Here is a 22,516-nt window from a genome sequence, read left to right as displayed (position 1 = left end):
TAACATTGACACTGCAACAGTGACAGTGTCATTGTGGAGGTATGAGCGAGACCTGGACCATCGGCGAGCTGGCCGAGCACGCGGCGCGCGCACTGCGCGACGGCGCCGCGCCGCTCAGCGGGCGGGTCCGCGACGTGCCCGGGGAACGGCTGATCCGGTGGTACACCACGATCGGGCTGCTCGACCCGCCGCTCACCCGGCGCGGCCGGGTCGCCCGTTACGGGCGGCGGCACCTGCTGCAGCTCGTCGCCGTCAAGCGCCTGCAGGCGGCGGGGCGGTCGATCGCCGACATCCAGGTGGCGCTCGCCGGAGCGACGGACCACACCCTGGAGGAGACCGCGTCCCTCCCGGCCCTTCCCCCGATCGCGCCCCCAGTCCCTCCGCCGGCCCCTCCGCCTGTCTCTCCCCCTGTCCCTCCGCCGGTCGTGCCCGGCGTCACGCGGCCCGCGCCCCCCAACGGCGCGCAGGCCGGGCGCGGGCGGTTCTGGGCGGATCGTCCGGCGGCGCCCGGCCCGGCGAACGCGGGCGCCGCGACCTCGGGAACGGCGGACACCGCGACCCCGGGGAGCACGCGCGCGGTCACGTCCAGGGAGGCGGGCGCGGCGGCCGGGGACACGGGGATCGTGACGGGGATCAGCTTGGGGGGCGGGGTCCGGGTCGTGTGGGACGGCGGGCGCGTCCCGTCGGAAGAGGACGTCCAGGCGGTGCTGGCGGCGGCGGGCCCGCTGCTCGCGGTGCTCGCAGAGAGGGAGCTGACATGAAGATCACTTCGCTGGAGCCCGCCCGGTGCCTGCCGGTGCCCGAGGCCGGGTTCGGCGCCTTGCTCACCGAGCGCGGCAACCTGCCGCTGGAGAGCGTGGACGTCACGGCGGACATCTCGGGCCTGATCGCCGGGGTCGAGGTCACGCAGGGCTTCCGCAACCCGTACGACGTCACGCTGGAGGCGACCTACGTCTTCCCGCTGCCCGACCGGGCCGCCGTGACCGGCTTCCGCATGGAGGCCGACGACCGCGTCGTCGAGGGCGTGCTCAAGGAGCGCGCGCAGGCCAGGGCCGACTACGACCGGGCGCTGCGCGAGGGCAGGCGGGCGGCCATCGCCGAGGAGGACCGTCCCGACGTCTTCACCATCCGGGTGGGCAACATCCTGCCCGGCGAGCGCGTCTCGGTGCGGCTGACGATGAGCCAGCCGCTGCCGTACGAGGACGGCGCGGCCACGTTCCGCTTCCCGCTCGTCGTCGCCCCGCGCTACATCCCCGGCGACCCGATCGACGGCCCGCCCACGGGCGGCGGCGTCGCGCCGGACACCGAGGCCGTGCCTGACGCCTCCAGGATCACGCCGCCGGTGCTGCTGCCCGGCTTCCCCCACCCGGTGCGCCTGTCGCTGGCCGTGACCGTGGACGCCGCCGGGCTGGAGCTGCGCGAGCTGGCCTCCAGCCTCCACGTCGTGGAGGAGGAGGGCGGCACCGTACGCCTGCGGCCCGGCGAGCGGCTGGACCGCGACTTCGTCCTGCGCCTGTCGTTCGAGGCGTCCACGTCGCTCCAGATCTGCGGAGGGACGGGCGAGGAGGCGCGGACGTTCGCGCTCACCGTCGTGCCGCCGCCGCTGCAGGCCGCCCGCACGCCGCGCGACCTGGTGCTGCTGCTCGACCGGTCGGGCAGCATGAGCGGCTGGAAGATGGTGGCCGCGCGCCGGGCCGCCGCCCGCATCGTGGACACGCTGACGCCGCGGGACCGCTTCGCGGTGCTGACGTTCGACTCGGTGGTGGAGCGGGCCTTCGAGGGGCTGGTGGAGGCGTCCGACCGCAACCGCTACCGCGCCGTCGAGCACCTCGCCCGCGTGGACGCCCGCGGCGGCACCGAGCTGCTGGAGCCGCTGCGCCAGGCCGTCGCGCTGCTGGGCGGCGGCGAGGCCGGGCGGGAGCCGGTCGTGGTGCTGGTCACCGACGGCCAGGTGGGCAACGAGGACCAGATCCTGGAGCAGGCGGGCGGCGCGCTCTCGGCCATGCGGGTGCACGCGGTCGGCATCGACCGGGCCGTGAACGCCGGTTTCCTCGGCCGCCTGGCCGGGCTCGGCGCGGGCCGGTGCGAGCTGGTCGAGTCGGAGGACCGCCTCGACGCCGCCATGGAGCACATCCACCGTCGCATCGGCGCCCCCCTGGTCACGGACCTCTCCCTCAGCGGCCTGGACGTCGAGCCCGGCACCGTCACGCACCTCGGCTCGATCTTCCCGGGCGTGCCGCTGCGCGTGTACGGGCGGTGCCGCGAAGGCTCGGCGGTGACCGTCCGCGGCACGGGCGCGGACGGTCCGTGGGAGGAGCGGGTCGAGGGCACGCCGGCCGGCACGCCGGCCCTGCGCGCCGTCTGGGCCCGCGCGCACCTGCGCGAGCTGGAGGACCGCTACGCCATGGGCGAGCACGACCTGGAGTCCCGCATCGTGCGCGTCTCGCTGGAGAACGGCGTGTTGTGCCGCTTCACGGCGTACGTGGCCGTGGACACCCGCCAGGTCGCCGGCGGCGAGCCCGAGCACCACGTCATCCAGCCGGTCGAGCCGCCGAGCGGGTGGGAGCTGCCGGCCCCGCCGGCGGGCGGCACCTTCGCCGCGGCGGCCCTGATGGCCATGCCGGCCGCCGCGCCCCGGATGCGGGCCCCGGAGCCGGGGCTGGGGGCCGAGAGCTTCGGCGGGCCGGACCTCCCGGACTTCCTCGCCTCCGGCCAGGACACCTCGGCGCCCGGCCGCCCCGCTCCGGGAGGACTTCCCGGAGGTCTTCCTGGAGGCGGCGGGCCCGGCGTCCCCGGGCGTCCTCCGATGCCGCCGCCGATGGCCCCCTCCCCCGCCGGTCCGCCCGCGGGCGGCCTGCGCGGGCGCGGCAGGTCGCGCCCCGCGCCGCGCCGTACGCAGGGGCTGGAGGCGGTGCGCCCGCAGCTCGTGGCCGAGCTGGACCGGCTCAGGGCCCTGCCCGTGCCCGACCTGACGTACCTGGCCGACCTCGGCACGCGGCTGGCGGCGCTGGCGGCGTACCTGGGCGGCGAGGAGCGGCTGGAGGCGCTGGCCCGCGACCTGGAGGCGGCCGAGCGGCCGGGCGCCGACGCCCGCGCGCTCCACGACCACGCCGTCGCGTCCCTGACCGCCCTGCTCGGCTTCCCGGCCACCCCGCCGGACGCCCCGGACGGCCCCGGCGTCCCGCCGCCGGGCACCCCGCGCCGCGGCCCCTTCTGGAAGCGCTCCTGAGGCGACCCCTCCGCGCCCGGGAACACGCCACGCTCCCGGGCGCGCAGGCTGGAGCGGGCCGGGGCGCAGATACCCTCGCCGGAGGGGGCCGGGACGCACATACGCTGTACGGGTGACTGCACTTGTCCTCGACGGCGGCCTGTCCACCCACCTCGAACGCCTCGGCGCCGACCTCAGCGACGAGCTCTGGTCGGCCCGCCTGCTGCTCGAACGCCCCGAGCTGATCCGCCAGGCGCACGCCGACTACTTCGCGGCGGGCGCCGACGTGGCCACGACGGCCAGCTACCAGGCGACGTTCGAGGGCTTCGCGCGCCGCGGCCTCGACGCCTCCCGCGCGGAGGCGCTGATCAGGCTGTCGGTGGAGCTGGCCAGGCAGGCCCGCGACGCGGCCGGGCGCGGCCTGGTGGCGGCGTCCGTCGGCCCGTACGGCGCCTTCCTCGCCAACGGCGCCGAGTACACCGGCGACTACGACCTCGACGAGGACGCCCTGTACGCCTGGCACCGCCCCCGCTGGGAGGTCCTCGCCTCCGCCGGCGCCGACCTGCTGGCCTGCGAGACCGTCCCCTCATACCCGGAGGCGCGCGCCCTGGCCCGGCTGCTGGAGGGCACGCCCGGCGTCAAGGCGTGGGTGAGCTTCTCCTGCCGCGACGGCGAGCGACTGAACGACGGCACCCCGATCCGTGAGGCCGCGGCGCTGTTCGCGGGCAACCCGCGGGTGGTGGCCGTGGGCGCCAACTGCACCGCGCCCCGCCACATGCCCGCGCTGATCGCGGCCCTGCGGGGCGGCCTGCCGGTCGTGGTCTACCCGAACTCGGGCGAGAGCTGGGACGCGGGCCACCGGCGCTGGCTGGGGCTCGCCGATCCGATGGAGTTCGGGCAGGCCGCGGCCGAGTGGCGGCAGGCGGGCGCGTCGCTCATCGGCGGCTGCTGCCGTACGACGCCGGAGCACATCGAGCAGATCCGCGCCCATCTCGGCTGAGCCCGCCCGGGGACCCGGGGGCCGATGGTCAGGTGGTGGCGGGCTGGGCGGGGCGGCGGCGGGCCAGGGCGTTGTCCAGGGCGAGGGCGCCGCCGCCGGTGAAGCCGACCGCCAGGCTCGCGGCGGCGAGCGCCAGGACGAACTCGTAGCCGCCGTCGCCGGCCAGCCCGTTGGCGCCGTGGACGAAGACGATCGCGCCGATCATGTCGAGCGCGAGCAGGGAGCCCGCGACCGGCAGCGCCGCGCCGAGCACGAGCGCAAGGCCGCCCGCCACCTCCAGCCCGGCCACGGCGGGCGCGGCCAGCCCGGGCAGCGGGATGCCGGCGGCGGCGAAGAACTCGGCGGTGCCCGCGATGCCCATGGTCACGAACTTCTGGTAGCCGTGCACCAGGAAGATCACCCCGATGGCGATCCTGGACACCAGCAGGACGACGGGACGGGTCTGGTCGATCATGCGATCTCCTCGGCTCCGGACAGCGCTCATCACTCTACGCCACCGGACCGCCACCGTCAGTTCACTGCTGCGCCGCGCCGCCCGCGCGGGCGGCCCGCTCCATCTCGATGCGGGCGCTGACGGCGTACTTGTCGACGTATTCCTGGCCGGACAGCTCCATGAGGGCGTACATGATCTCGTCGGTGACGGCGCGCAGCACGAGCCGGTCGTCCTCCATGCCGTAGTAGCGGGAGAAGTCGAGCGGCTTGCCGAACCTGACGCCGGGCCGGATGCCGAGCTTGGGCAGCGGCCGTCCGGGCGGCATCATCTCGTAGGTGTTGACCATGGCCCAGGGGATGACGGGGGCGCGCGACTCCAGCGCCAGCCGGGCGACGCCGGTCTTGCCCTTGTAGAGCCGCCCGTCGGGAGAGCGGGTGCCCTCGGGGTAGATGCCGAGGATGTGCCCTTCACGCAGGATGCGCAGGCCGGTGCGGAGCGCCGCCTCGCTGGCCTTGCCGCCCGAGCGGTCGATCGGCACGGTGCCGACGCCGCTGAAGAACAGCCGGGTGAAGAAACCCTTGACGCCGCGCCCGGTGAAGTAGTCGGACTTGCCGAGCGAGATGACCTTGCGCTTGAGGTGGAGCGGGCCGAAGAAGTGGTCGGCGAAGGACAGGTGGTTGCCGGCCAGGATCACCCCGCCCTCCCTGGGCACGTTGTCGACGCCCTCGGCCCACGGCCTGAACACGAGGTGGAGGAACGGCCCCAAGATGGCCTTGACCACCCAGTAGAACACTCCGGCACCTCTTTTCCAGCATGTTTGTCCGCGGGCAGAGTCATCTTCCCATCCCGAGCGCCTTGCAACTACACCAGCTCTCGCACAAACGCCCTTGAACGTGCGACGATCGGGCCGTTCCAGGATGAAATGCTGGAATGAAACTGCATGGAGGAGCTGTTATGCCGCTCATGCCAGGCGCGGAGCCCTACCACCACGACGGAGGCCAGATCGGCGTGCTGTTCTGCCACGGGTTCACCGGCACGCCGCAGTCGCTGCGGCCGTGGGCGGAGTTCCTCGCGGCGCGCGGGCTCAGCGTCTCGCTGCCCCGCCTGCCCGGCCACGGCACGCGCTGGCAGGAGATGAACCGCACCCATTGGGAGGACTGGTACGCCGAGGTGGAGAAGGCGTTCGAGGACCTCCAGGGACGCTGCGCCGAGGTGTTCGTGGCGGGGCTGTCGCTCGGCGGCTGCCTGGCGCTGCGGCTCGCCGAGGTGCACGGCCCGGCCGTACGCGGCGTGGTCGTGGTCAACCCGTCCATCGCCAACGACGTCCCGCTGCTGCGGCTGGCGCCGCTGCTGAAGTGGTTCGTGCCGTCGGTGCCCGGCGTGGCGAACGACGTCAAGAAGGCCGGCGCGCGCGAGCTGGCCTACGCCCGCACCCCGGTCAAGGCGGCGGCCTCGCTGCCCGGCCTGTGGGCCCTGGTGCAGTCCGACCTGGCGAGGGTGACGCAGCCGCTGCTCGTCTACCACAGCATGGACGACCACGTGGTGAAGCCGACGAGTGTGGCGATCATCCGCAGGAGGGTCCCGCACGCCACGATCGAGGAGCTTACCGATAGCTACCATGTTGCGACGCTCGACAACGACGCCGACACGATCTTTGCCGGCAGCCTCGACTTCATCCGTACACATGCCTCGGTACCCTTGCAGAGGGACTGATCGCACCCAGGGGGAAGTCGCGATCACTGTGGAGAGGCCCATCTAGGTGACGCCCCAGAGTGACGAGGACGAGGTCTGGCGGCAGATCGTCGCGTCCTTCAACGACACCGCCGAGCGCGACTCGGCCGATCAGCCGTGGCCGGACAGCGAGAACGTCCCCGCCGAGCCCACCCGGAGGGTGGTGAAACCCTCGGAGGAGCTCGAGGAGGACCTCGACGAGCCCGAGGACAAGCAGGACGAGGGCGAGGACGGCGAGGAGGAGGGGCACTACGTGCCGCCGCCGCCCCCGCCGCTGCCCAAGCTGGACCTGGCGACGAAGGTGGCGTGGGTGGCGCTGTTCGGCGGCCCCGCCTATCTCCTGGTCGCCGCCATGGCCGACTGGCACATGGAGGGGTGGGCGCTGTTCACGGCGGTGGCGGCGTTCATCGGCGGGTTCGTGGCGCTGGTGGTGCGCATGGGCGACGGCCCGCCCAACGACTCCGGCTGGGACGACGGCGCGGTGCTCTGACCGTCGCGCCGCCGGCTCAGGACCTCGTCCCGGCGCCGGACGCGGCGGCCGCGGTGGTCTTGGGGGCGAACGACTCCACGACGTCGGTGTAGCGGTCGGAGGTGTCGACCGCGTGCCCGACCGCCCACACCGCGCCCTTGCCCGAGAGATAGGTGACGGCCTGCAGGCGCACCCTGCTGCGGTCCTTGTCGGCGCCGCCGCGGATCACCGAGCACGTGCCCTTCTCGCAGCGCGCCACGAACGGCTCGGCCGCCCGGTCGGGGTCGTAGCCGGTCATCCAGTAGCGGCCCTTGCCGTCGCCGGTCACGCCGTAGAGCCGGGCGCCGGTGACGGGCAGGCTCTGCCGCTTCCAGCTCTTGCCGTTCCAGACGAGCACGAGCGGCGAGATGTCGCCGGGGCCGCCGTAGACGCCGCCGACCGCGACCGCCCGCTTGGCGTTGTCGGTCTGGATGTCGCGGAGATAGCCACCGGGGATCGAGGGCAGCGGCATGGACTTCCACGTGCCGCCCGCGTTGTGCGCGATGAGCGGCTCGGTGCCGGTGTCGCCGACGGCGAAGCCGCCCGCGACCGCGTAGAGCGCGCCCTTGTCCTTGAGCTGCTGGACCGTCCAGGAACCGCCCTGGCCGGTGAGGACGAGGCCGCGCTTCTCGCGGCTGCCGACCGCCACGACCTTGCCGCCCTTGGCGTCGACGCCGCCGAGCCAGTCGCCCGAGCGCAGCCCCTGCGGGCGGACCCGGTCGAACCCGGTCACGTCGCCGTGCGCGAGGTAGGGCAGCCCGTCGTGGCCGTCGCCGACCGCCCACACGTCGGACGGTCCTGCCGCGGCGAGGCTGCGCAGGTTGCCGGCCGCGGTGGCGTCGCGGATGGCCACCTCGCTCCACCGGGAGCCGTCCCAGTGGCGGATGGTGCCGCGGTTCTTCCACACGTCCCAGATCTCCTGCTGGCCGACCGCCCACACGTCGCCGGGCGAGACGGCGAGCACGTCGGAGAGCGAGCCGTCGGCCTGCAGGCGCACGCTGGTCGACTGCTGCCACGCCTCTATCGCGGCGGGGCTGCGGGGATCGGCATGCGCGGCGGGCGTGACCTGCGGCAAGGCCACGGACGTCGCCAAGATCAGAAAGAGCGCACGCCGCCGAGAGCGACGGGTCATGAGCAAATGCTACGGGTTGGCCGCCGGTCTCCGCCCGCCCGGTGCCCGAGTCGGGCGCCAGAATGTCCCGCGATGTCCCTCCGTGCCACCCTCCTGGGGCCTCCGGGCCGTCCTCAGGCGCCGGGGAGGCACAGCTCTGCCACCACCGGCAGGTGGTCGCTGGCGGCGGCGAGGTCGGCCGCGGCGGCGTCCACTTTCCCGCAGGACACGACCCGCGCCTCGGGCGCGGCGAACACCCCGTCGATGCGCGCCGACGGCCGCGCGGCCGGGAACGTCAGCCCCCCGGGCGGTCCTCCGCCCGCGGGCCTGGCCGCCGCCGCTGCCGCGTGGCAGTCGGACAGCCGCCCGGCCAGGTAGCGCCAGGCCGGCTGGTGCGGCCGCTCGTTGACGTCGCCGCCGAGCACGATCGCCGCCCCGTACGGCGCCGCGGCCCGCTCCATCAGCGTCACCGCCTCGGCCGCGTGGTGCACCCGCGCCGGGTCGTGCAGGTCGAGGTGGAGCGAGCCGACCGCGAGCCGCGCCCCGCCCGCCTCCACCACGGCGATCGCGAGCCCGCGCAGCTCCAGCCCGAGGAAGACGCGCAGCGCGTGGCTGCGCGCCTCCAGCACCCGCACCCGGGGCCCGGTCAGCACGGCGACGCCGCCGAGCCGGCCCGGGGTGGCCAGCCGCATCCCCGCCGCGGCGGCGAACGCGCGCCGCCTGGCCCGCCACCGGCCGAACCTGGGCGCCTCCTGCACGCACAGCACGTCGGCCCGCAGGCCGGCGATCACGCGGGTGAGCGCGGGCACGCTGTCGCGCAGCCCGTGCAGGTTGTACGTGCCGATCCGGACCGTCACGTCCGGGCCGCTAGCGCTGCCTGGCCAGGTCGGCGGCGCCGACGACGCCGGCGGCGGCACCCAGCTCGGCCAGCCGGATGTCGGCGAGCGGCCGGTGCCCGCGCCCGGTGAGCCGGCCGGCGAAGGACTCGCGGGCCCGGTCGATGAACAGGTCGGCGGCCCTGGACACGCCGCCGCCGACGATGAAGCAGCCGGGGTCGAGCACCGCGGCGAGGTCGGCCATGCCCTGCCCGAGCCAGTCGGCGAACGACGCGAACGCCCGCAGCGCGACCTCGTCGCCCCGGCGGGCGGCCTCGGTGATCTCCTCGCCCTCGATCTTGCCGCCGGCCAGCCCGAGCAGGATGCCGGCCCGCTCCGGCACGGCCTCGGCCAGCTCTCTGGCCTCCTTGACCAGGGCCTGGCCGCTGGCGTACTGCTCCCAGCAGCCGATGTTGCCGCAGCCGCACGGCCGGCCGCCCGGCTGGACCTGCATGTGGCCCAGCTCGGCGCCCATGCCCCAGCGGCCCCGGTAGAGCGCGCCGTCGAAGACCAGGCCGCCGCCGATGCCGGTGCCGAGCGTCACGCAGACCACGTGGGACTGGCCGCGCCCGGCGCCGAATCTGGTCTCACCCCAGGCCATGGCGTTGGCGTCGTTCTCGATCACGACGGGCAGTCCGACCAGGTCGCTGATCTTCTTCTGCAGCGGCTCCTCGCGCCAGGCGAGGTTGGGGGCGAAGCGCACGACCGAGCGGGTCTCGTCCACGAAGCCGGCCGCGCCCACCCCCACCGCCTCGATCGGCCGGCCCGCGGACAGCTCGCGAACGACGCCGGCCACCGTCTCGGCCACCAGGTCGGGGCGGTCGGCGGCGGTGGGCCGCAGCGTGTGTTCGACGATCTTCCCTTGGTCGTCGACCACACCCGCGGCGACCTTGGTCCCGCCGATGTCGACACCGATCGTGAGCATGCCCGTCGTTCTCCCTATCCCAGATCTATGTGTTCCACGTCGTCGCGGCCGGCCCGGTCGTCCTGCCGCGGCTCCCTCCGGGGGTCCGTCCTGGCGCCGCCCTGCGGGGCCGGGCGGCTCAGCGCGTCGAGCGCGCCCCGGACGGCGGCGAACAGCTCACCGCCCGCGGCCATCAGGTGACCGGTCACGTCGGCGGTGGAGGCGGCGGAGCCGGACTCCCGCTGGGCCGCGATCGCCCGGCAGATCGGGCAGGCTCGGCAGACGTACTCGTCGTGGGGCTCGGACACGGCCTCCTCCCACACGTCGCGCTCCCGCCGCCCGCCGCCGCCGGTGAACGAGTTGAACACCTGCTTGCCGACCTGGCGCGTGGCGCGTCCCTGGATCGAGTCGAACAGCTTGCGCGCCTCGTCGGCGACGGTGCCGATCGGATCCCTGTCGTTGCTCTCGGTCATCTGGCCCTCCCTGAACCGGCGGCCCTGCCTGCGGGGTCGCTCATCCTCCTCAACTCCTCAGGAGCCGGATTCGCTCCCCGGGCTGAACGCTACCCGCAGCACGCCGTCGCGGAGCGCCGCCCCGCTGATCTTCCTGCGGGCGAGGGCGGCGGGCAGCGCGAGGATCCTGCGGTACTGGCCGGCCGTGACGATCAGCTCGTCGCCCTTGCGGGCCAGGTCGACCTCGGCGCGGTCGGCGCCGGGCAGGTCGAGGGTCAGCTCGTCGGCGCTCATCCGCAGCGGCGGGGGGCCGGCGGGCGGCGCGAACGGGTCGCTGCCGCCGTAGAGCCGCTCGCCGACCTCCGTCAGCGCCTGCCTGCCGACGGGCTCGGCGGGCAGGTAGGGGACGACATGGACGGGCAGCGACGCGAACGACTGCTCCGCCTCGGCCAGCAGCCGCGACTGCGCCGCCACCCACTGGGCGCGCCACTCGTCGGCGCCGCCCGGCGGGAAGACGCGGTTGGCGATCACGCCGTCGACGCGGTAGCCGTACAGGTTGAGCGAGGTAAGGGTGCGCCGGGCCTCGGCCAGCACCACCGACTCGGGGGTGAGCACGAGCCGGACGGAGGACCGGTCGCCGGTGAGCAGCTCGCGCACCTCCATGAGGCCGCGGTGGAAGCGCTCGCCGGCGCTCATGACCTCCTCGCCGGGCGCGCTGACCCGGGCCACGCCGCGGACGAACGGCGCGACCAGCCGCACCAGCCGGCGGCCGACCGGCAGGAGCCGGTTGACGTGCCAGTCGAGCGCCTCGGGCAGGGCGAGCAGGCGCAGCGTCTCGGCGGTGGGCGCGCAGTCGACGACGATGACGTCCCAGCGGCCGGAGCGGGCGTGCTCGCGCAGCTCCAGCAGGGCGATGACCTCCTCGGCGCCGGGCAGCACCGTGATCTCCTCGGAGGTGACCTCGTCCAGGCCCAGCTCCGACAGCACGCCCCGCGCGTAGTCCTGCAGCTCGCCCCAGTGCCGCTCCAGCGTCCGCTGCGTGTCGACCTGGTGCAGGTGCAGGCCGGGGGCCACCTCGCCGGGCTCGACGGCGAGCGCGTCGGCCAGCGAGTGCGCGGTGTCGGTGGAGACGACGAGCGTCTTCATGCCCCGGCTCGCGGCCAGGGTCGCGGTGGCCGCGGCGGCGGTGGTCTTGCCCACGCCGCCCTTGCCGGTGAACAGCAGGACCCTGGGGCTCACCTCAGCGGCCTTCGACGCGCTTCTTGAGGCCCTTGAGCGCGGTGTCCACGATCACCTTCTCCGCCTTGCGCTTGATCATGCCGATCATCGGCACGCTGAGGTCGACGGCCAGCTCGTACGTCACGCCGGTGCCACTGCCCGAGGCGGCGAGGCGGTAACTCCCGCGCAGCTGCGAGACCATCTTGCCGGGCTCGACGACCTCCCAGCCGACGCCTTCGTCACCGTCCCAGGTGTAGCCGAGGGTGTAGGTGTCGCTGATCATGCCGGCGTCCAGGACGAAGCGGACCCTGCTCGCCCGGCCGTCGTCGCCCGTGGCGAGGACCTCGGCGCTCTTGATCGACCCGGCCCACTCGGGGTAGCGGGGGAAGTCGGCGATGACCGCCATGACGTCGGCGAGGGCGGCGTCGATCGTGATGCTCGAACTGGTGCGATCAGCCATGAGGACACCGTACCGGGAAGGTCACCATTCGAGGATGAAGGGAACGCCCTTCCCCCGGAAGTGGCCCACGTTGACGCATTCGGTGCGGCCCACCCGGGCGCGGGAGTGCAGCGGGTTGTGGACGTGGCCGAAGAGCGCGTAGCGGGGCTGGGTGCGCCTGATGGCCTCCAGCGTGGCCTCGCTGCCGCGTTCGAAACGCCGGGCCACGACGTCGTAGAGCAGCTCGGGCAGCGCGGGCGGGATGTGGCAGCACAGCACGTCCACCTCGCCGACCGCCTCGACCTTGGCGGCGAACTCCTCGTCGCTGATCTCGTTGGGGGTGCGGTAGGGCGTCTTCAGCCCGCCGCCCACGAACCCGAAGCGCAGCCCGCCGATCTCCACGGTCTGGCCGTCGAGCACCTGGTGGCCGGGGCGCACGTAGTCGGCCCACAGGCGCGGGAGGTCCACGTTGCCGTAGGTGAGGTAGGCGGGGGTGGGCATGGCGGCGAAGAGGTTCGCGTACTGGGCGCGGACGTTGCGCTCGATGTGCTCGCGCGGGTCGCCGTCGAGCGTCGCCCACAGGGCCGCCGACATGGCCCTGGCCTCGTCGAACCGCTTGGCGGTGCGCAGCCCGATGAACTCGGCGGCCTTCTCCTGGCCGAACAGGTCGGCGAAGATGCCCTGCGCGTGGTCGTCGTAGTCGATGAACAGGATCAGGTCGCCGAGGCAGATCAGCGCGTCGGCGCCCTCCCCGGCGGCGGCGAGGGCGTCGGCCCTGCCGTGGACGTCGCTCACCACATGGACCCGCATGGGGCAAATCCTACGAGCGGTGGCTGCTAGCGTGATGAATGCCCTTCATAACGCCTCCATGACGACGTGACCTGCGAGGCTACCGGCGCGTAACTTAACGCGATAACGTCCAGGCGTCCTTCGAAGAGGAGTTGATCCGTGCGCGAGTACAGCGTCCCGATCCTGGTCGACGTGCCTGATTCGGCCAGCCTGGCCGACACGGTCTTCCGGCGGGCCGAGCAGGACCCCGGCGTGGTCGTCATGCGCCGCAAGACCGACGACGGGTGGCCGGCGGTCACCGCGTCGGAGTTCCGCGACCAGGTCGTGGAGGTGGCCCGCGGGCTGATCGCGGCCGGGGTGGAGCACGGCGACCGGGTGGCGCTGATGTCCCGCACGCGCTACGAGTGGACGCTCGTCGACTACGCGATCTGGTCGATCGGCGCGGTCACCGTGCCGATCTACGAGACCTCCTCGGCCGACCAGGTGAGCTGGATCCTCTCCGACAGCGAGGCCAAGGCCGCGTTCGTGGAGCTGGACGCGCACGAGGAGACGGTGCGCGAGGCCGCGCCCGGGCTGAAGGCCGTCTGGCGCATCGACGCGCCGCCGTCCGGCGGCGACGTGCCCGCCGCCGAGGTGGACGAGCGCCGCGGCCGCGTCCGCGCCGCCGACCTCGCCACGATCGTCTACACCTCCGGCACCACGGGCCGCCCCAAGGGCTGCCGGATCACGCACGACAACCTGCTGTTCACCGCGCTCAACGTGCTGCGGGGGCCGCTGGAGCCGCTGTTCTCCCGCAAGGAGCCGGCCGCGCTGCTGTTCCTGCCGCTGGCGCACATCTTCGCGCGGATGATCCAGGTCGTGCTCGTCGAGGCGGGCGCGGTCATGGCGCACACCCCCAACATGAAGAACGTGGCCCCCGACCTGCAGGACTTCCGGCCGACGTTCCTGCTGGGCGTGCCGCGCGTGTTCGAGAAGGTCTACAACGGGGCCGAGCAGAAGGCCATCGCGGGCGGCAAGGGCAAGATCTTCGCCCGCGCCGTCGAGGTGGCGGTGGCCTGGAGCCGGGCCGAGAGCGCCGGGGGCGCGCCGCTCGGGCTGCGGCTGCGCAAGGCCGTCTTCGACCGGCTCGTCTACTCCAAGCTGCGCGCCGCGACCGGCGGGCGGCTGACCGCCGCCGTGTCGGGCGGGTCGGCGCTGGGCGAGCGGCTCGGCCACTTCTTCAAGGGCGTCGGCATCGAGGTCTTCGAGGGCTACGGCCTCACCGAGACCTCCGCGCCGTGCTCGGTCAACATCCCGGGCGCCAACAAGATCGGCACCGTGGGCAAGCCGCTGCCCGGCGTCACGCTGCGCATCGGCGAGGACGGCGAGGTGCTGGCCAAGGGGCGCAACGTCTTCGCCGGCTACTGGAAGAACGAGGCGGCGACCGCCGACGCCCTCGACGACGACGGCTTCTACCGCACCGGCGACGTGGGCGAGCTGGACGACGACGGCTACCTGCGGATCACCGGGCGCAAGAAGGAGATCCTCGTGACGGCCGCCGGCAAGAACGTCGCGCCGGGTCCGCTGGAGGACCTGCTCCGGGCCCATCCCCTGATCTCCCAGGCGATGGTCGTGGGCGACGGGCGCCCGTTCGTGGCCGCCCTCGTGACCCTGGACCCGGAGGCGGCGCCCGACGGGCGGACGGTCGCCGAGCTGCGTACGGACCCCGAGGTGCTGGCCCAGGTGCAGGCCGCGGTGGACCGGGCGAACCAGTCGGTGTCGAAGGCCGAGCAGATCAAGAAGTTCACGATCCTGGAGCAGGACATCACGGAGGAGAGCGGGCACCTGACGCCGACGCTCAAGGTCAAGCGCAACCTCGTGCTGCGCGATTTCGCCGCGCAGATCGAGGAGCTGTACGGCGGGCACTGATCCGGCCCCGGAGAAAGGCTCCCGCGGAAAGAAAGAGCTCTGCACCGTAGCCCGAGGTTGTCGAGACCCCAGGAGGTGCAGGGCTTTCGCCGGCCTCGCCAGTGCGCTGCCGGTGTCGTAGCGCGCGGCGATCCCGGGTGACCCGGCCCAGCAGGGCAAAGTCCAGTGTCTCCGCATGTGGACGTTCCCTCGTGAACGCTCATGGGAGCGTCGGCTGCTCAGCGCGGAGCGGGCCGCCGAGACGTTGGAACCGCATGCACGGACGCCGCTCGGGCTGCAGGCCCGCACTGCGGCGATCGGCCGGGAGTCGCGAGGGAGGGCAGCGCGAATGGGAATCCCCACTGACGTTCGCGCGGTTCCGCTTGCGTCGGCGACGTGCCAGTGGTCGCGGATCGCATCATGCACGTGCTGCGGCTGGTCGGATCATGACCGACGCCGACGCCGATCTACGCGCTCTGCTCCAGACCGCCCGCCGGCATGCACGCGAGGTCGTCCAGCAGGCCGAACTGTCGGCGGACCTGCGTGAGCTGCAGCTGTCCGTACTGCCCGCACCACCCTTCGGACCGCCCCACCCTCGCTTGAAAGAAGGCCACTGCTCAGGATGAAATGGCTCTTGTTGTGTCGGTGGGTGCTGCGAGCATGAGGAGATGATCGCGACTCCTGACGACTACTCCTGGTTGTCCCCCGAGCGCTTCCCCGGCCTGGCGGACGCCTACTGCTTCACCTACGTCCGTGGCCTGACGCCCGAGGAAGTGGTGACCCGACTCGGCGTCCGGGTTGACGACTGCTCTCGCGTGACGCTTGACGGGCTGATCCGGCGGCAGACCTTCGGAGCCGTCGCCATCGGAGATTGGGTCCTCCTCGTCGAGGCCTACAGCGGGCTTGGAGTCACCGAAGAGATCATCATGCCGCTGTCGGCGGGCACCCGTCTCGTCTCCCACTTCTACCTCGACGTCGACGACATGGACTACTTCTACTGGATCGACGACGGGAAGATCCGGTTCGAGTTCGCGCACCAGGAAGGTTATTCCCACTGGATGAAGGACGGGAAGATCGAGTTCATGTTCAGGCCCCATGAAAGCTACTCGGAGGAGAGGCCGGACGAACTCGTAGAGATCCTGGAGCGGATCGACTCCCCCGCCTACGCGGTCGCCGGCCCCCACGAAGGACCGGCGTTCCTCCTGGCCGAGCGCCTCACCGGGATCACGATGACACCGCGGTTGCTGGAGGAGTCCATTTACCTGTGCGGAGTCGTTCCTGGAACGAGGTGAGCAGAACCCACAGGTCCGTACGCAGCCCGGCGACCGTCCGCCCGACGGGCACCGCCTCCGGCTCCAGGGTCACGAGGGCGGCGGAGAGCGGGCACCTGACGCCGAGGCTCAAGGTCAAGCGCGACCTCGTGCTGCGCGATTTCTCCGGGCAGATCGAGGAGCTGTACGGCGGGGGGAACTGACCTTTTCAATAGGGGCGAATTTAGTCCGATTTAATCGCCCATATACCGCCTGACCAGGGGAATGTTCTTTCGATTCCGGCTTTCTCGCCGTCCCTTCCGGGGTATTCTTGCGGCAAAGAAAACGGGACCGGGAATCTCTACCATCCCCGGTCCCTTGCCTCACGGTAAGGGAGAACAGCATGGACATCAAGGAAGCGGGCCCCGCGTTCACCACGGCTCTGGAGAACGAGCTCATCCAGATCCGGGCGGACCAGCGTGAGCTGGCACAGGATCTCACCGAGCGCATCAACGGCGTCGGCAGGCGGCTCAAGAGCCTCGACGCCAAGGCCGAGCTCAGGTTCTCGTCGGTCGACGCCCAGCTCCAGGTCCTCGACTCGCGCATCAAGGTCATGGACGCCAAGTTCGAGGGCAAGTTCGAGACGGTGAACAACCGTCTCGACTCGATGGATGCCCGCCTCGTCGCCGTGGAGACCGAACTCGGGGCGGTGGGGACCCGGCTCGAAGCGATCGGCGACCGGCTCGGGGTGGTGCGGGAGACGCAGCAGCAGATGCTGGGCGTGCTGGTCGGCATTCAGCGGAGGCTGGAAGCCGCCTGATCCACAGGGGCACTTCGAAGGGGCGGGTCCACGTTGAGCGGGCCCGCCCTTTCGCATGAGCGCGGAACTGCGATGTGGGGGCTTTGTCATGAAACCGTGCTTTGACAAGTGGGAAATGTTGGCTTTTCGATGTATGAAAGTGCGCGAAGTCGGGGGAATCTGAAGGTTCGGGTAGGAGGACCTCACATGGACCATCGGCTGCCGTTGACCCGCCATGTCTCAGCTCCGTCGTCGATCTCGTCATCCTCCAGCGGTTCGATGCCGCTGTCCCGCCGATCCCTGTTCCTCGGCGCCGCCGCGTTCGGCGTGCCGGCCGTCCTCGCCGGATGCGGGTCCGAGGACCCCTCCCCCGCTACCGGCGGCTCGGCCTCCGGCGGCCTCGGCACCGTCACCCTGGGCTCCAACGCCTCCGACGAGGTGCCGAAGAAGTCGCTGGAGGCCCAGGTCAAGGCGTTCACCCAGGGCGCCGTCAAGGTCAACACCGTCGACCACAACACGTTCCAGGAGAACATCAACCGCTACCTGCGCGGCACGCCGGACGACGTGTTCACCTGGTTCGCCGGCTACCGGATGCAGTTCTTCGCCGAGCAGGGCCTCGCCCTCGACATCTCCGACGTGTGGCGCGACATCGGCGGCGACTTCACGCAGGCGTTCAAGGACCAGTCGACCGGCGTGGACGGCAAGCAGTACTTCGTGCCGTCCACCTACTACCCGTGGGCCGTCTTCTACCGCAGGAGCGTCTGGGAGGAGAAGGGCTACCAGCCGCCCAAGACGCTGGACGAGCTCACCGCGCTGGCGAAGAGGATGAAGGCCGACGGGCTGATCCCGATCGCGTTCGCCGACAAGGACGGCTGGCCGGCCATGGGCACGTTCGACATCCTCAACATGCGGACGAACGGCTACGACTTCCACATCCAGCTCATGCAGGGCAAGCAGTCGTGGACCGACCCGAAGGTCCGGCAGGTGTTCGACACCTGGCGGGGGCTGATGGAGTACCACCAGCCGGCGGCGCTGGGCCGCACCTGGCAGGAGGCCGCGCAGTCGCTGGCCCAGAAGAAGACCGGGATGTACCTGCTCGGCATGTTCGTCGCCCAGCAGTTCCCCGAGGCCGACCGCGACGACCTCGACTTCTTCACCTTCCCCGAGATCAACCCCGCCTACGGCACCGACTCCATCGACGCCCCCATCGACGGCTACATGGTCTCGGCCAAGGCCAGGAACGTGGACGGCGCCAAGGCGCTGATCAGGCAGCTCGCCCAGGCCTCGTCCCAGAACATCGCCACGGGCCTCGACCCGGGCACGCTCGCCTCCAACTCCAAGGCCGACACCTCCGGCTACAGCGCGCTGCAGAAGCGCGGCGCCGAACTGGTGTCGCAGGCCAAGCACATCGCCCAGTTCCTCGACCGCGACACGCGGCCCGACTTCGCCTCCACGGTCATGATCCCCTCGCTCCAGACGTTCGTCGGCAAACCGGCCGAGATCGATCCGCTGCTGGCGAGCATCGAGAAGCAGAAGGCCGCCATCTTCCGCTGATGGCCGCGAAGACCCGTCGCTACTCCGCCCGCGACGTGACCGTCCTGGTCGCCGGGCTGGGGGTGGCCATCGTCGTCAACGTGGGCCTCGTCTGGGGGCCCACGCTGGCCAGCGTCGGCCTGTCGGCCACCGACTGGAACGGCATCGGCCCGATCGAGTGGATCGGCGCCCGGAACTACGAGGACCTGGCCGGGACGTACCCGCCGTTCTGGTCGGCGGTCCGCAACAACGTGCTGTGGCTGGGCTTCCTCGGGCTGGTCGCCACGCCGTTCGGGCTGTTCTGCGCGGTGCTGCTGGACCGGCGGCTGCGGATGTCGCGCGTCTACCAGAGCGCGCTCTACATGCCGGTCGTGCTGTCGCTGGCCGTCGTGGGCTTCATCGCCCAGCTCGTCTTCTCCTCCGACTACGGCGTGCTGAACGCGGTCAGCGGGCTGCACGTGGACTGGCTCGGCGACCGCGCGGTCAACATCTGGGTCGTCATGGTCGCGGCGGGCTGGCGGCACGTCGGCTACGTCATGATCATCTACCTGGCGGGGCTGAAGGCGGTCGATCCGGCGCTGAAGGAGGCGGCGGCCATCGACGGGGCGAACGAGCGCCAGGCGTTCTTCCGCGTGGTGTTCCCGACGTTGCGGCCGGTCAACGTGATCGTGCTGGTGATCACGGTGATCGAGGCGCTGCGGGCCTTCGACATCGTCTACGCCATCAACAAGGGCAGGAACGGTTTGGAGCTGCTGTCGGTGCTGGTCACCGAGAACATCGTGGGCGAGGCCAGCCGGATCGGGTTCGGCTCGGCGATCGCGGTGATCCTGCTGGTCATCTCGCTGGGGTTCATCGTGACGTACCTGTCGCAGCTGTTCCGGGGGGAGGAGGAGCGGTGACGGCCGTCCCGGCCGCGCGGATGCGGCCGCTGCGCGTGCTCCTGCACGTCTTCCTGGCGCTGGTGGCGCTGGGCTGGCTGCTGCCGCTGGCGCTGGCGGTGTACGCGTCGCTGCGCCCGTACGACGAGACGGCCCGCCTGGGCTACTTCTCGCTGCCGGAGGAGCTGACGCTCGGCTACTACGGCGAGGCGTGGAGCCAGGCCGAGCTGCCCCGCTACTACCTCAACACGCTGATCATCGTGATCCCGGCCCTGGTGGTCACGCTGCTGATGGCGTCGTTCACGGCGTTCGCGATCGCGCGGCTGCGCATCCCGGGCCGCCGGACGCTGCTGATCGTGTTCACGGCGGGCAACCTGCTGCCGCCGCAGGTGCTCATCACGCCGCTCTACACGCTCTACACGATGGTCCCGCTGCCGGCGTGGCTGTCGGACTCGCAGTCGCTCTACGACTCCTATCTCGGGCTGATCCTCGTCCACGTGGCGTTCCAGTTCGGCTTCTGCGTGTTCGTCATGGCGAACTTCATGCGCACGATCCCCGAGGAGATCAACGAGGCGGCGCTGGTGGACGGGGCGAGCGTGTGGAAACGGTACTGGCGGCTGACGATGCCGCTGTGCCGGCCGGTGCTGGCGGCGCTGGCCACGCTGCAGTTCACGTGGATGTACAACGACTTCCTGTGGGCGCTGGTGCTCATGTCGTCGGGCGACAAGCTGCCCGTCACCTCGGCGCTGAACAACCTGCGCGGCCAGTTCTTCACCGATTACAACCTGCTGGCCGCCGGCTCGGTGCTGGTGGCGCTGCCGACGCTGATCGTCTTCCAGCTCCTGCACAAGCACTTCGTGGCCGGGCTGACCCTGGGCGCGACCAAGGGGTGATCTCCGGCCGCGTCACAGGAGGGCGTGGAAGCGGGCCGCCACCTGCTCCCACGTCCACTCCCGCATGATCCACTGGCGGCCGTTGACGCCCATCTTGCGCGCCTTGTCGGGATCGGTGAGCAGTTCGACGAGGGCTTGGGCGATCTCGGCGGGGTTCTCGCCGTCCACGACCAGGCCGGTCTCGCCGGGGCGTACGGCGTCCGGCGCGCCGCCCGACGCCCCGGCCACCACGGGCAGCCCCGTGGCGGACGCCTCCAGGAACACGATGCCGAGCCCCTCCACGTCCACGCCGTTCCAGCGGGTACGGCACGGCATCGCGAACACGTCGGCCGCCGCGTAGTGGCCCGGCAGGTCGGCGGCGGGGACGGTGCCGGTGAAGCGGATGGAGGGGTGCCCGCCCGCCAGCCGCTCCAGCTTCCCGCGGTACGGCCCGCCGCCCACCAGCAGCAGGACGGCGTCCGGCACCGCCCGCAGCACGCGGGGCCAGGCCGCGATGAGCCGGTCCTGGCCCTTGCGCGGCACCAGCCGCGACACGCAGGCCACCACGGGACGGCCCGCGAGCTCGGGCACGGCCCGCGGCAGGCCGGGACGGAACTGCTCCACGTCCACGCCGGGGGCCAGCCGGACGAGCTTGCCGGGCGGGATCGCGGCCTCCAGCCGGCGGCGGGTGTAGTCGCCGAGGTAGGTCACCACGTCCGCGTGCGCGCCGATCCTGCGCAGCACGGCGCGGAAGCCCGGCGCGCTCGCCCACGACGCCTCGTGGCCGTGGGTGAGCATCACCACCCGCCGCGCGCCGGCCCGGCGCAGGTGCGGCGCGAGCAGGCCGAGGGGCGCCGCCGCGCCGAAGACGACGGTCTCGGCCCCGTGCTCGGCCACCAGCCTGGCGGCCCTGCGCGCCACGTCGGGGGTCGGCAGCATGAGCCGCGTCGGGTGCCGGACGACCGGGTACGGCTGGCGCCGGTCGAACTCCTCGCAGCCCGGCCAGGCGGGGGCGTAGACCGCGACGCCCGGTGTGCGGAGCGCGAGCCCGTGCACGAACGACTGGATCCCGCCCGGCCGCGGCGGGAAGTCGTTCGTGACGACGACCACCCTGGTGTCGGGGCCTGTGCCGGAGGGGGTCACGGCGCGGGGACGCCGTTCAGTCTCGCCCACGCGCGGGCCAGGGCGATGCGTTCGGGACCGGAGGGATGGGAGGCATAGAGGACATATTCCACCGCATCGGGTGACAAGTCGGAAATGTTGGAAATGGCGAGGCGTTTCTGCATCGCCACGAACGTCGCCGGGTCTCTCGTCAGCTCCAGCGCGTGCAGGTCGGCCCGCGCCTCGACGTGCCGGCTGACGACGTTCTGGACGGGGCCGGCGAGGAGGGTGCCGACACTCATCAGGCCCAGGAGCGCGCCGGCCGCGCGGGGATCGGCGATCGAGGGGACGGCGGCGCGGCGGCGTACCAGGTCGAAGATCAGGAACAGCAGGACGGCGCCCAGCGCCGCGCCCAGGCCGGCGAGGAGCGTGCCGTGCAGGACGTCGTCGTGCCCGGCGTGGCCCAGCTCGTGCGCGACCACCAGCTCCACCTCCGGCTCCGGGGCCCGCAGCAGCGTGTCGTAGACGACGACGCGGCGGGTGGCGCCGAAGCCGGAGACGTAGGCGTTGAGCGCCGTCGTCCGGCGCGAGGCGTCGGCGACCAGCACGTCCTCCACCGGCACGCCGTCCCGGGCGGCCATCTCCAGCAGGCTCGTGCGCAGCGGGCCCTCGCGCATGGGGGTGAAGTCATTGAACAGCGGCTCGACCACCACGGGGTAGACGAACGAGGCCGCCACCGTGAGCGCGAACGCGCCCGTGGCCGCCGGGATCCACCAGCGCCGGAACCGGCGCGCCAGCGCCACCAGCACCGTGGTGGTCAGGGCGAGCAGGAACGTCTCCACGGCCGCGTTCTTCAGCCGGTCGGCGGTCCAGGACGGCCAGGTCTGGGTGGACAGGCCGTACTCCCTCAGGATCGACTCGAACCACATGCCGAGCGGCCAGCGGAGCGCCAGCGTGGCCGCGGTGATCACCACCACGCCCAGGATCACCCGCAGCCACCACGGGCCGCGCAGCCACCCGGTCGCCCGCGCGCCGAGCGGGGTGGCGACCAGGAGGGCCGCGACGAGGACCGTCAACGCCAGGGAGAGGTAGCTCGGGAGGCTCGTCGCGGCGTCGAACGCCTGGGCGCGGGCGAGCTGGGCGGCGGTGAAGTCGCGGGCCGGGTCGGGCGGGTCCGTGACGGCCGGCGCCCGCCAGGGCGTGGCGAAGGCGGCCACGGCCAGGATCAGGGCGGCGAGGGCGGCCAGGGCGAGCGCGGCCTGGCGGCGCAGGCGGCCCTCGTCGTCCTGGCGGTCGTCGTCGTCCTTGCCGTCATAGGCGGGCCCGCCGCTCACGGCCCGATCACCGCCGTCGTCCACGGACCGGGCGATGCCGTCGTCCGCGGACCGGTGACCGCCGTCGTCCGCAGACCGGTGACCGCCGTCGTCCGCAGACCGAGCGCCGCCGTCGGCGGGGTCGCCGGTCGGGGGCCGGCCCGTCCTGGGCGTGGCGCCGTCCGTGTCCTGCCGTTCGCTCATCTGCCTCCCCC

23 protein-coding genes are annotated in these 22,516 nt (G+C 72.5%); 12 read left to right on the top strand and 11 right to left on the bottom strand.

The window, feature by feature from the left end:
• The first annotated feature begins 41 nt into the window (after window positions 1–41).
• The 3 genes from Nocox_RS14890 to mmuM all read left to right on the top strand — a co-directional run bounded on the left by Nocox_RS14890 (window position 42) and on the right by mmuM (window position 4,208).
• The gene (locus Nocox_RS14890) at window positions 42–761 is read left to right on the top strand and encodes a helix-turn-helix domain-containing protein (RefSeq protein ID WP_020541644.1); all 720 of its coding nucleotides are present in this window, start codon (window positions 42–44) and stop codon (window positions 759–761) included.
• Window positions 758–3,229 (top strand): VIT domain-containing protein, encoded by a 2,472-nt coding sequence (locus Nocox_RS14885; RefSeq protein WP_020541643.1) that lies wholly within the window; start codon window positions 758–760, stop codon window positions 3,227–3,229. Before Nocox_RS14890 ends, Nocox_RS14885 begins: the two co-directional genes overlap by 4 nt.
• Before the next feature lie 112 nt (window positions 3,230–3,341).
• Window positions 3,342–4,208 (top strand): homocysteine S-methyltransferase, encoded by an 867-nt coding sequence (gene mmuM / locus Nocox_RS14880; protein WP_020541642.1) that lies wholly within the window; start codon window positions 3,342–3,344, stop codon window positions 4,206–4,208.
• Window positions 4,209–4,236: 28 nt separating this feature from the next.
• On the opposite strand, the gene Nocox_RS14875 is transcribed toward mmuM, so the two are convergent.
• On the bottom strand, window positions 4,237–4,662 hold the full coding sequence (locus Nocox_RS14875) for a DoxX family protein (protein ID WP_020541641.1): 426 nt from the start codon (window positions 4,660–4,662) through the stop codon (window positions 4,237–4,239).
• A gap of 61 nt (window positions 4,663–4,723) precedes the next feature.
• Window positions 4,724–5,434, bottom strand: coding sequence for a lysophospholipid acyltransferase family protein (locus tag Nocox_RS14870; protein ID WP_020541640.1), 711 nt, complete (start codon window positions 5,432–5,434; stop codon window positions 4,724–4,726).
• Between the two features lie 161 nt (window positions 5,435–5,595).
• On the opposite strand from Nocox_RS14870, the gene Nocox_RS14865 reads away from it, so the two are divergent.
• Together Nocox_RS14865 and Nocox_RS14860 are read left to right on the top strand one after the other, a co-directional pair.
• Complete coding sequence (locus Nocox_RS14865; protein WP_020541639.1) at window positions 5,596–6,354, top strand: alpha/beta hydrolase; 759 nt, start codon at window positions 5,596–5,598, stop codon at window positions 6,352–6,354.
• 46 nt (window positions 6,355–6,400) lie between these two features.
• The gene (locus Nocox_RS14860; RefSeq protein ID WP_020541638.1) at window positions 6,401–6,862 is read left to right on the top strand and encodes a hypothetical protein; all 462 of its coding nucleotides are present in this window, start codon (window positions 6,401–6,403) and stop codon (window positions 6,860–6,862) included.
• Window positions 6,863–6,878: 16 nt separating this feature from the next.
• Here Nocox_RS14860 and Nocox_RS14855 read toward each other — a convergent pair whose 3' ends face one another.
• The 7 genes from Nocox_RS14855 to Nocox_RS14825 form a co-directional block, all read right to left on the bottom strand.
• Entirely contained in the window at window positions 6,879–7,973 is a 1,095-nt protein-coding gene (locus Nocox_RS14855) for a hypothetical protein (RefSeq protein WP_020541637.1), read from the bottom strand.
• A gap of 152 nt (window positions 7,974–8,125) precedes the next feature.
• Window positions 8,126–8,848, bottom strand: coding sequence for an endonuclease/exonuclease/phosphatase family protein (locus Nocox_RS14850; protein ID WP_026214009.1), 723 nt, complete (start codon window positions 8,846–8,848; stop codon window positions 8,126–8,128).
• A 10-nt stretch (window positions 8,849–8,858) separates the two neighbouring features.
• Window positions 8,859–9,791: an ROK family glucokinase gene (locus Nocox_RS14845; RefSeq protein WP_020541635.1), complete on the bottom strand. Its 933-nt coding sequence runs from the start codon at window positions 9,789–9,791 to the stop codon at window positions 8,859–8,861.
• 14 nt (window positions 9,792–9,805) lie between these two features.
• Window positions 9,806–10,243, bottom strand: a complete 438-nt coding sequence (locus tag Nocox_RS14840) for a hypothetical protein (protein ID WP_020541634.1) — start codon at window positions 10,241–10,243, stop codon at window positions 9,806–9,808.
• A 57-nt stretch (window positions 10,244–10,300) separates the two neighbouring features.
• Window positions 10,301–11,461: an ArsA family ATPase gene (locus tag Nocox_RS14835; protein ID WP_020541633.1), complete on the bottom strand. Its 1,161-nt coding sequence runs from the start codon at window positions 11,459–11,461 to the stop codon at window positions 10,301–10,303.
• A gap of 1 nt (window position 11,462) precedes the next feature.
• The gene (locus tag Nocox_RS14830) at window positions 11,463–11,900 is read right to left on the bottom strand and encodes an SRPBCC family protein (protein WP_020541632.1); all 438 of its coding nucleotides are present in this window, start codon (window positions 11,898–11,900) and stop codon (window positions 11,463–11,465) included.
• A gap of 21 nt (window positions 11,901–11,921) precedes the next feature.
• Window positions 11,922–12,689, bottom strand: a complete 768-nt coding sequence (locus Nocox_RS14825; RefSeq protein ID WP_020541631.1) for a metallophosphoesterase family protein — start codon at window positions 12,687–12,689, stop codon at window positions 11,922–11,924.
• Between the two features lie 138 nt (window positions 12,690–12,827).
• Between Nocox_RS14825 and Nocox_RS14820 the strand changes: the two genes are divergently transcribed.
• The 7 genes from Nocox_RS14820 (at window position 12,828) to Nocox_RS14790 (ending at window position 19,908) form a co-directional block, all read left to right on the top strand.
• The gene (locus tag Nocox_RS14820; RefSeq protein WP_020541630.1) at window positions 12,828–14,576 is read left to right on the top strand and encodes an AMP-dependent synthetase/ligase; all 1,749 of its coding nucleotides are present in this window, start codon (window positions 12,828–12,830) and stop codon (window positions 14,574–14,576) included.
• A gap of 647 nt (window positions 14,577–15,223) precedes the next feature.
• Complete coding sequence (locus tag Nocox_RS14815) at window positions 15,224–15,847, top strand: DUF6461 domain-containing protein (protein ID WP_020541628.1); 624 nt, start codon at window positions 15,224–15,226, stop codon at window positions 15,845–15,847.
• The gene (locus Nocox_RS14810; protein ID WP_020541627.1) at window positions 15,844–16,029 is read left to right on the top strand and encodes a hypothetical protein; all 186 of its coding nucleotides are present in this window, start codon (window positions 15,844–15,846) and stop codon (window positions 16,027–16,029) included. The genes Nocox_RS14815 and Nocox_RS14810 overlap by 4 nt, the downstream gene beginning before the upstream one ends.
• A 179-nt stretch (window positions 16,030–16,208) precedes the next feature.
• Complete coding sequence (locus Nocox_RS14805) at window positions 16,209–16,625, top strand: hypothetical protein (protein WP_020541626.1); 417 nt, start codon at window positions 16,209–16,211, stop codon at window positions 16,623–16,625.
• 258 nt (window positions 16,626–16,883) lie between these two features.
• Entirely contained in the window at window positions 16,884–18,158 is a 1,275-nt protein-coding gene (locus Nocox_RS14800; protein ID WP_020541625.1) for an ABC transporter substrate-binding protein, read from the top strand.
• Window positions 18,158–19,036 (top strand): carbohydrate ABC transporter permease, encoded by an 879-nt coding sequence (locus Nocox_RS14795; RefSeq protein WP_020541624.1) that lies wholly within the window; start codon window positions 18,158–18,160, stop codon window positions 19,034–19,036. The genes Nocox_RS14800 and Nocox_RS14795 overlap by 1 nt, the downstream gene beginning before the upstream one ends.
• On the top strand, window positions 19,033–19,908 hold the full coding sequence (locus Nocox_RS14790) for a carbohydrate ABC transporter permease (protein WP_020541623.1): 876 nt from the start codon (window positions 19,033–19,035) through the stop codon (window positions 19,906–19,908). Before Nocox_RS14795 ends, Nocox_RS14790 begins: the two co-directional genes overlap by 4 nt.
• 12 nt (window positions 19,909–19,920) lie before the next feature.
• On the opposite strand, the gene Nocox_RS14785 is transcribed toward Nocox_RS14790, so the two are convergent.
• Window positions 19,921–21,030 (bottom strand): glycosyltransferase family 4 protein, encoded by a 1,110-nt coding sequence (locus Nocox_RS14785; protein WP_020541622.1) that lies wholly within the window; start codon window positions 21,028–21,030, stop codon window positions 19,921–19,923.
• The gene (locus tag Nocox_RS14780) at window positions 21,027–22,505 is read right to left on the bottom strand and encodes a M48 family metallopeptidase (RefSeq protein WP_020541621.1); all 1,479 of its coding nucleotides are present in this window, start codon (window positions 22,503–22,505) and stop codon (window positions 21,027–21,029) included. Before Nocox_RS14780 ends, Nocox_RS14785 begins: the two co-directional genes overlap by 4 nt.
• Window positions 22,506–22,516 lie beyond the last annotated feature (11 nt).

It is taken from the genome of Nonomuraea coxensis DSM 45129, assembly GCF_019397265.1.
Taxonomy (GTDB): domain Bacteria; phylum Actinomycetota; class Actinomycetes; order Streptosporangiales; family Streptosporangiaceae; genus Nonomuraea; species Nonomuraea coxensis.
This window is presented reverse-complemented; position numbering and strand designations above follow the sequence as displayed.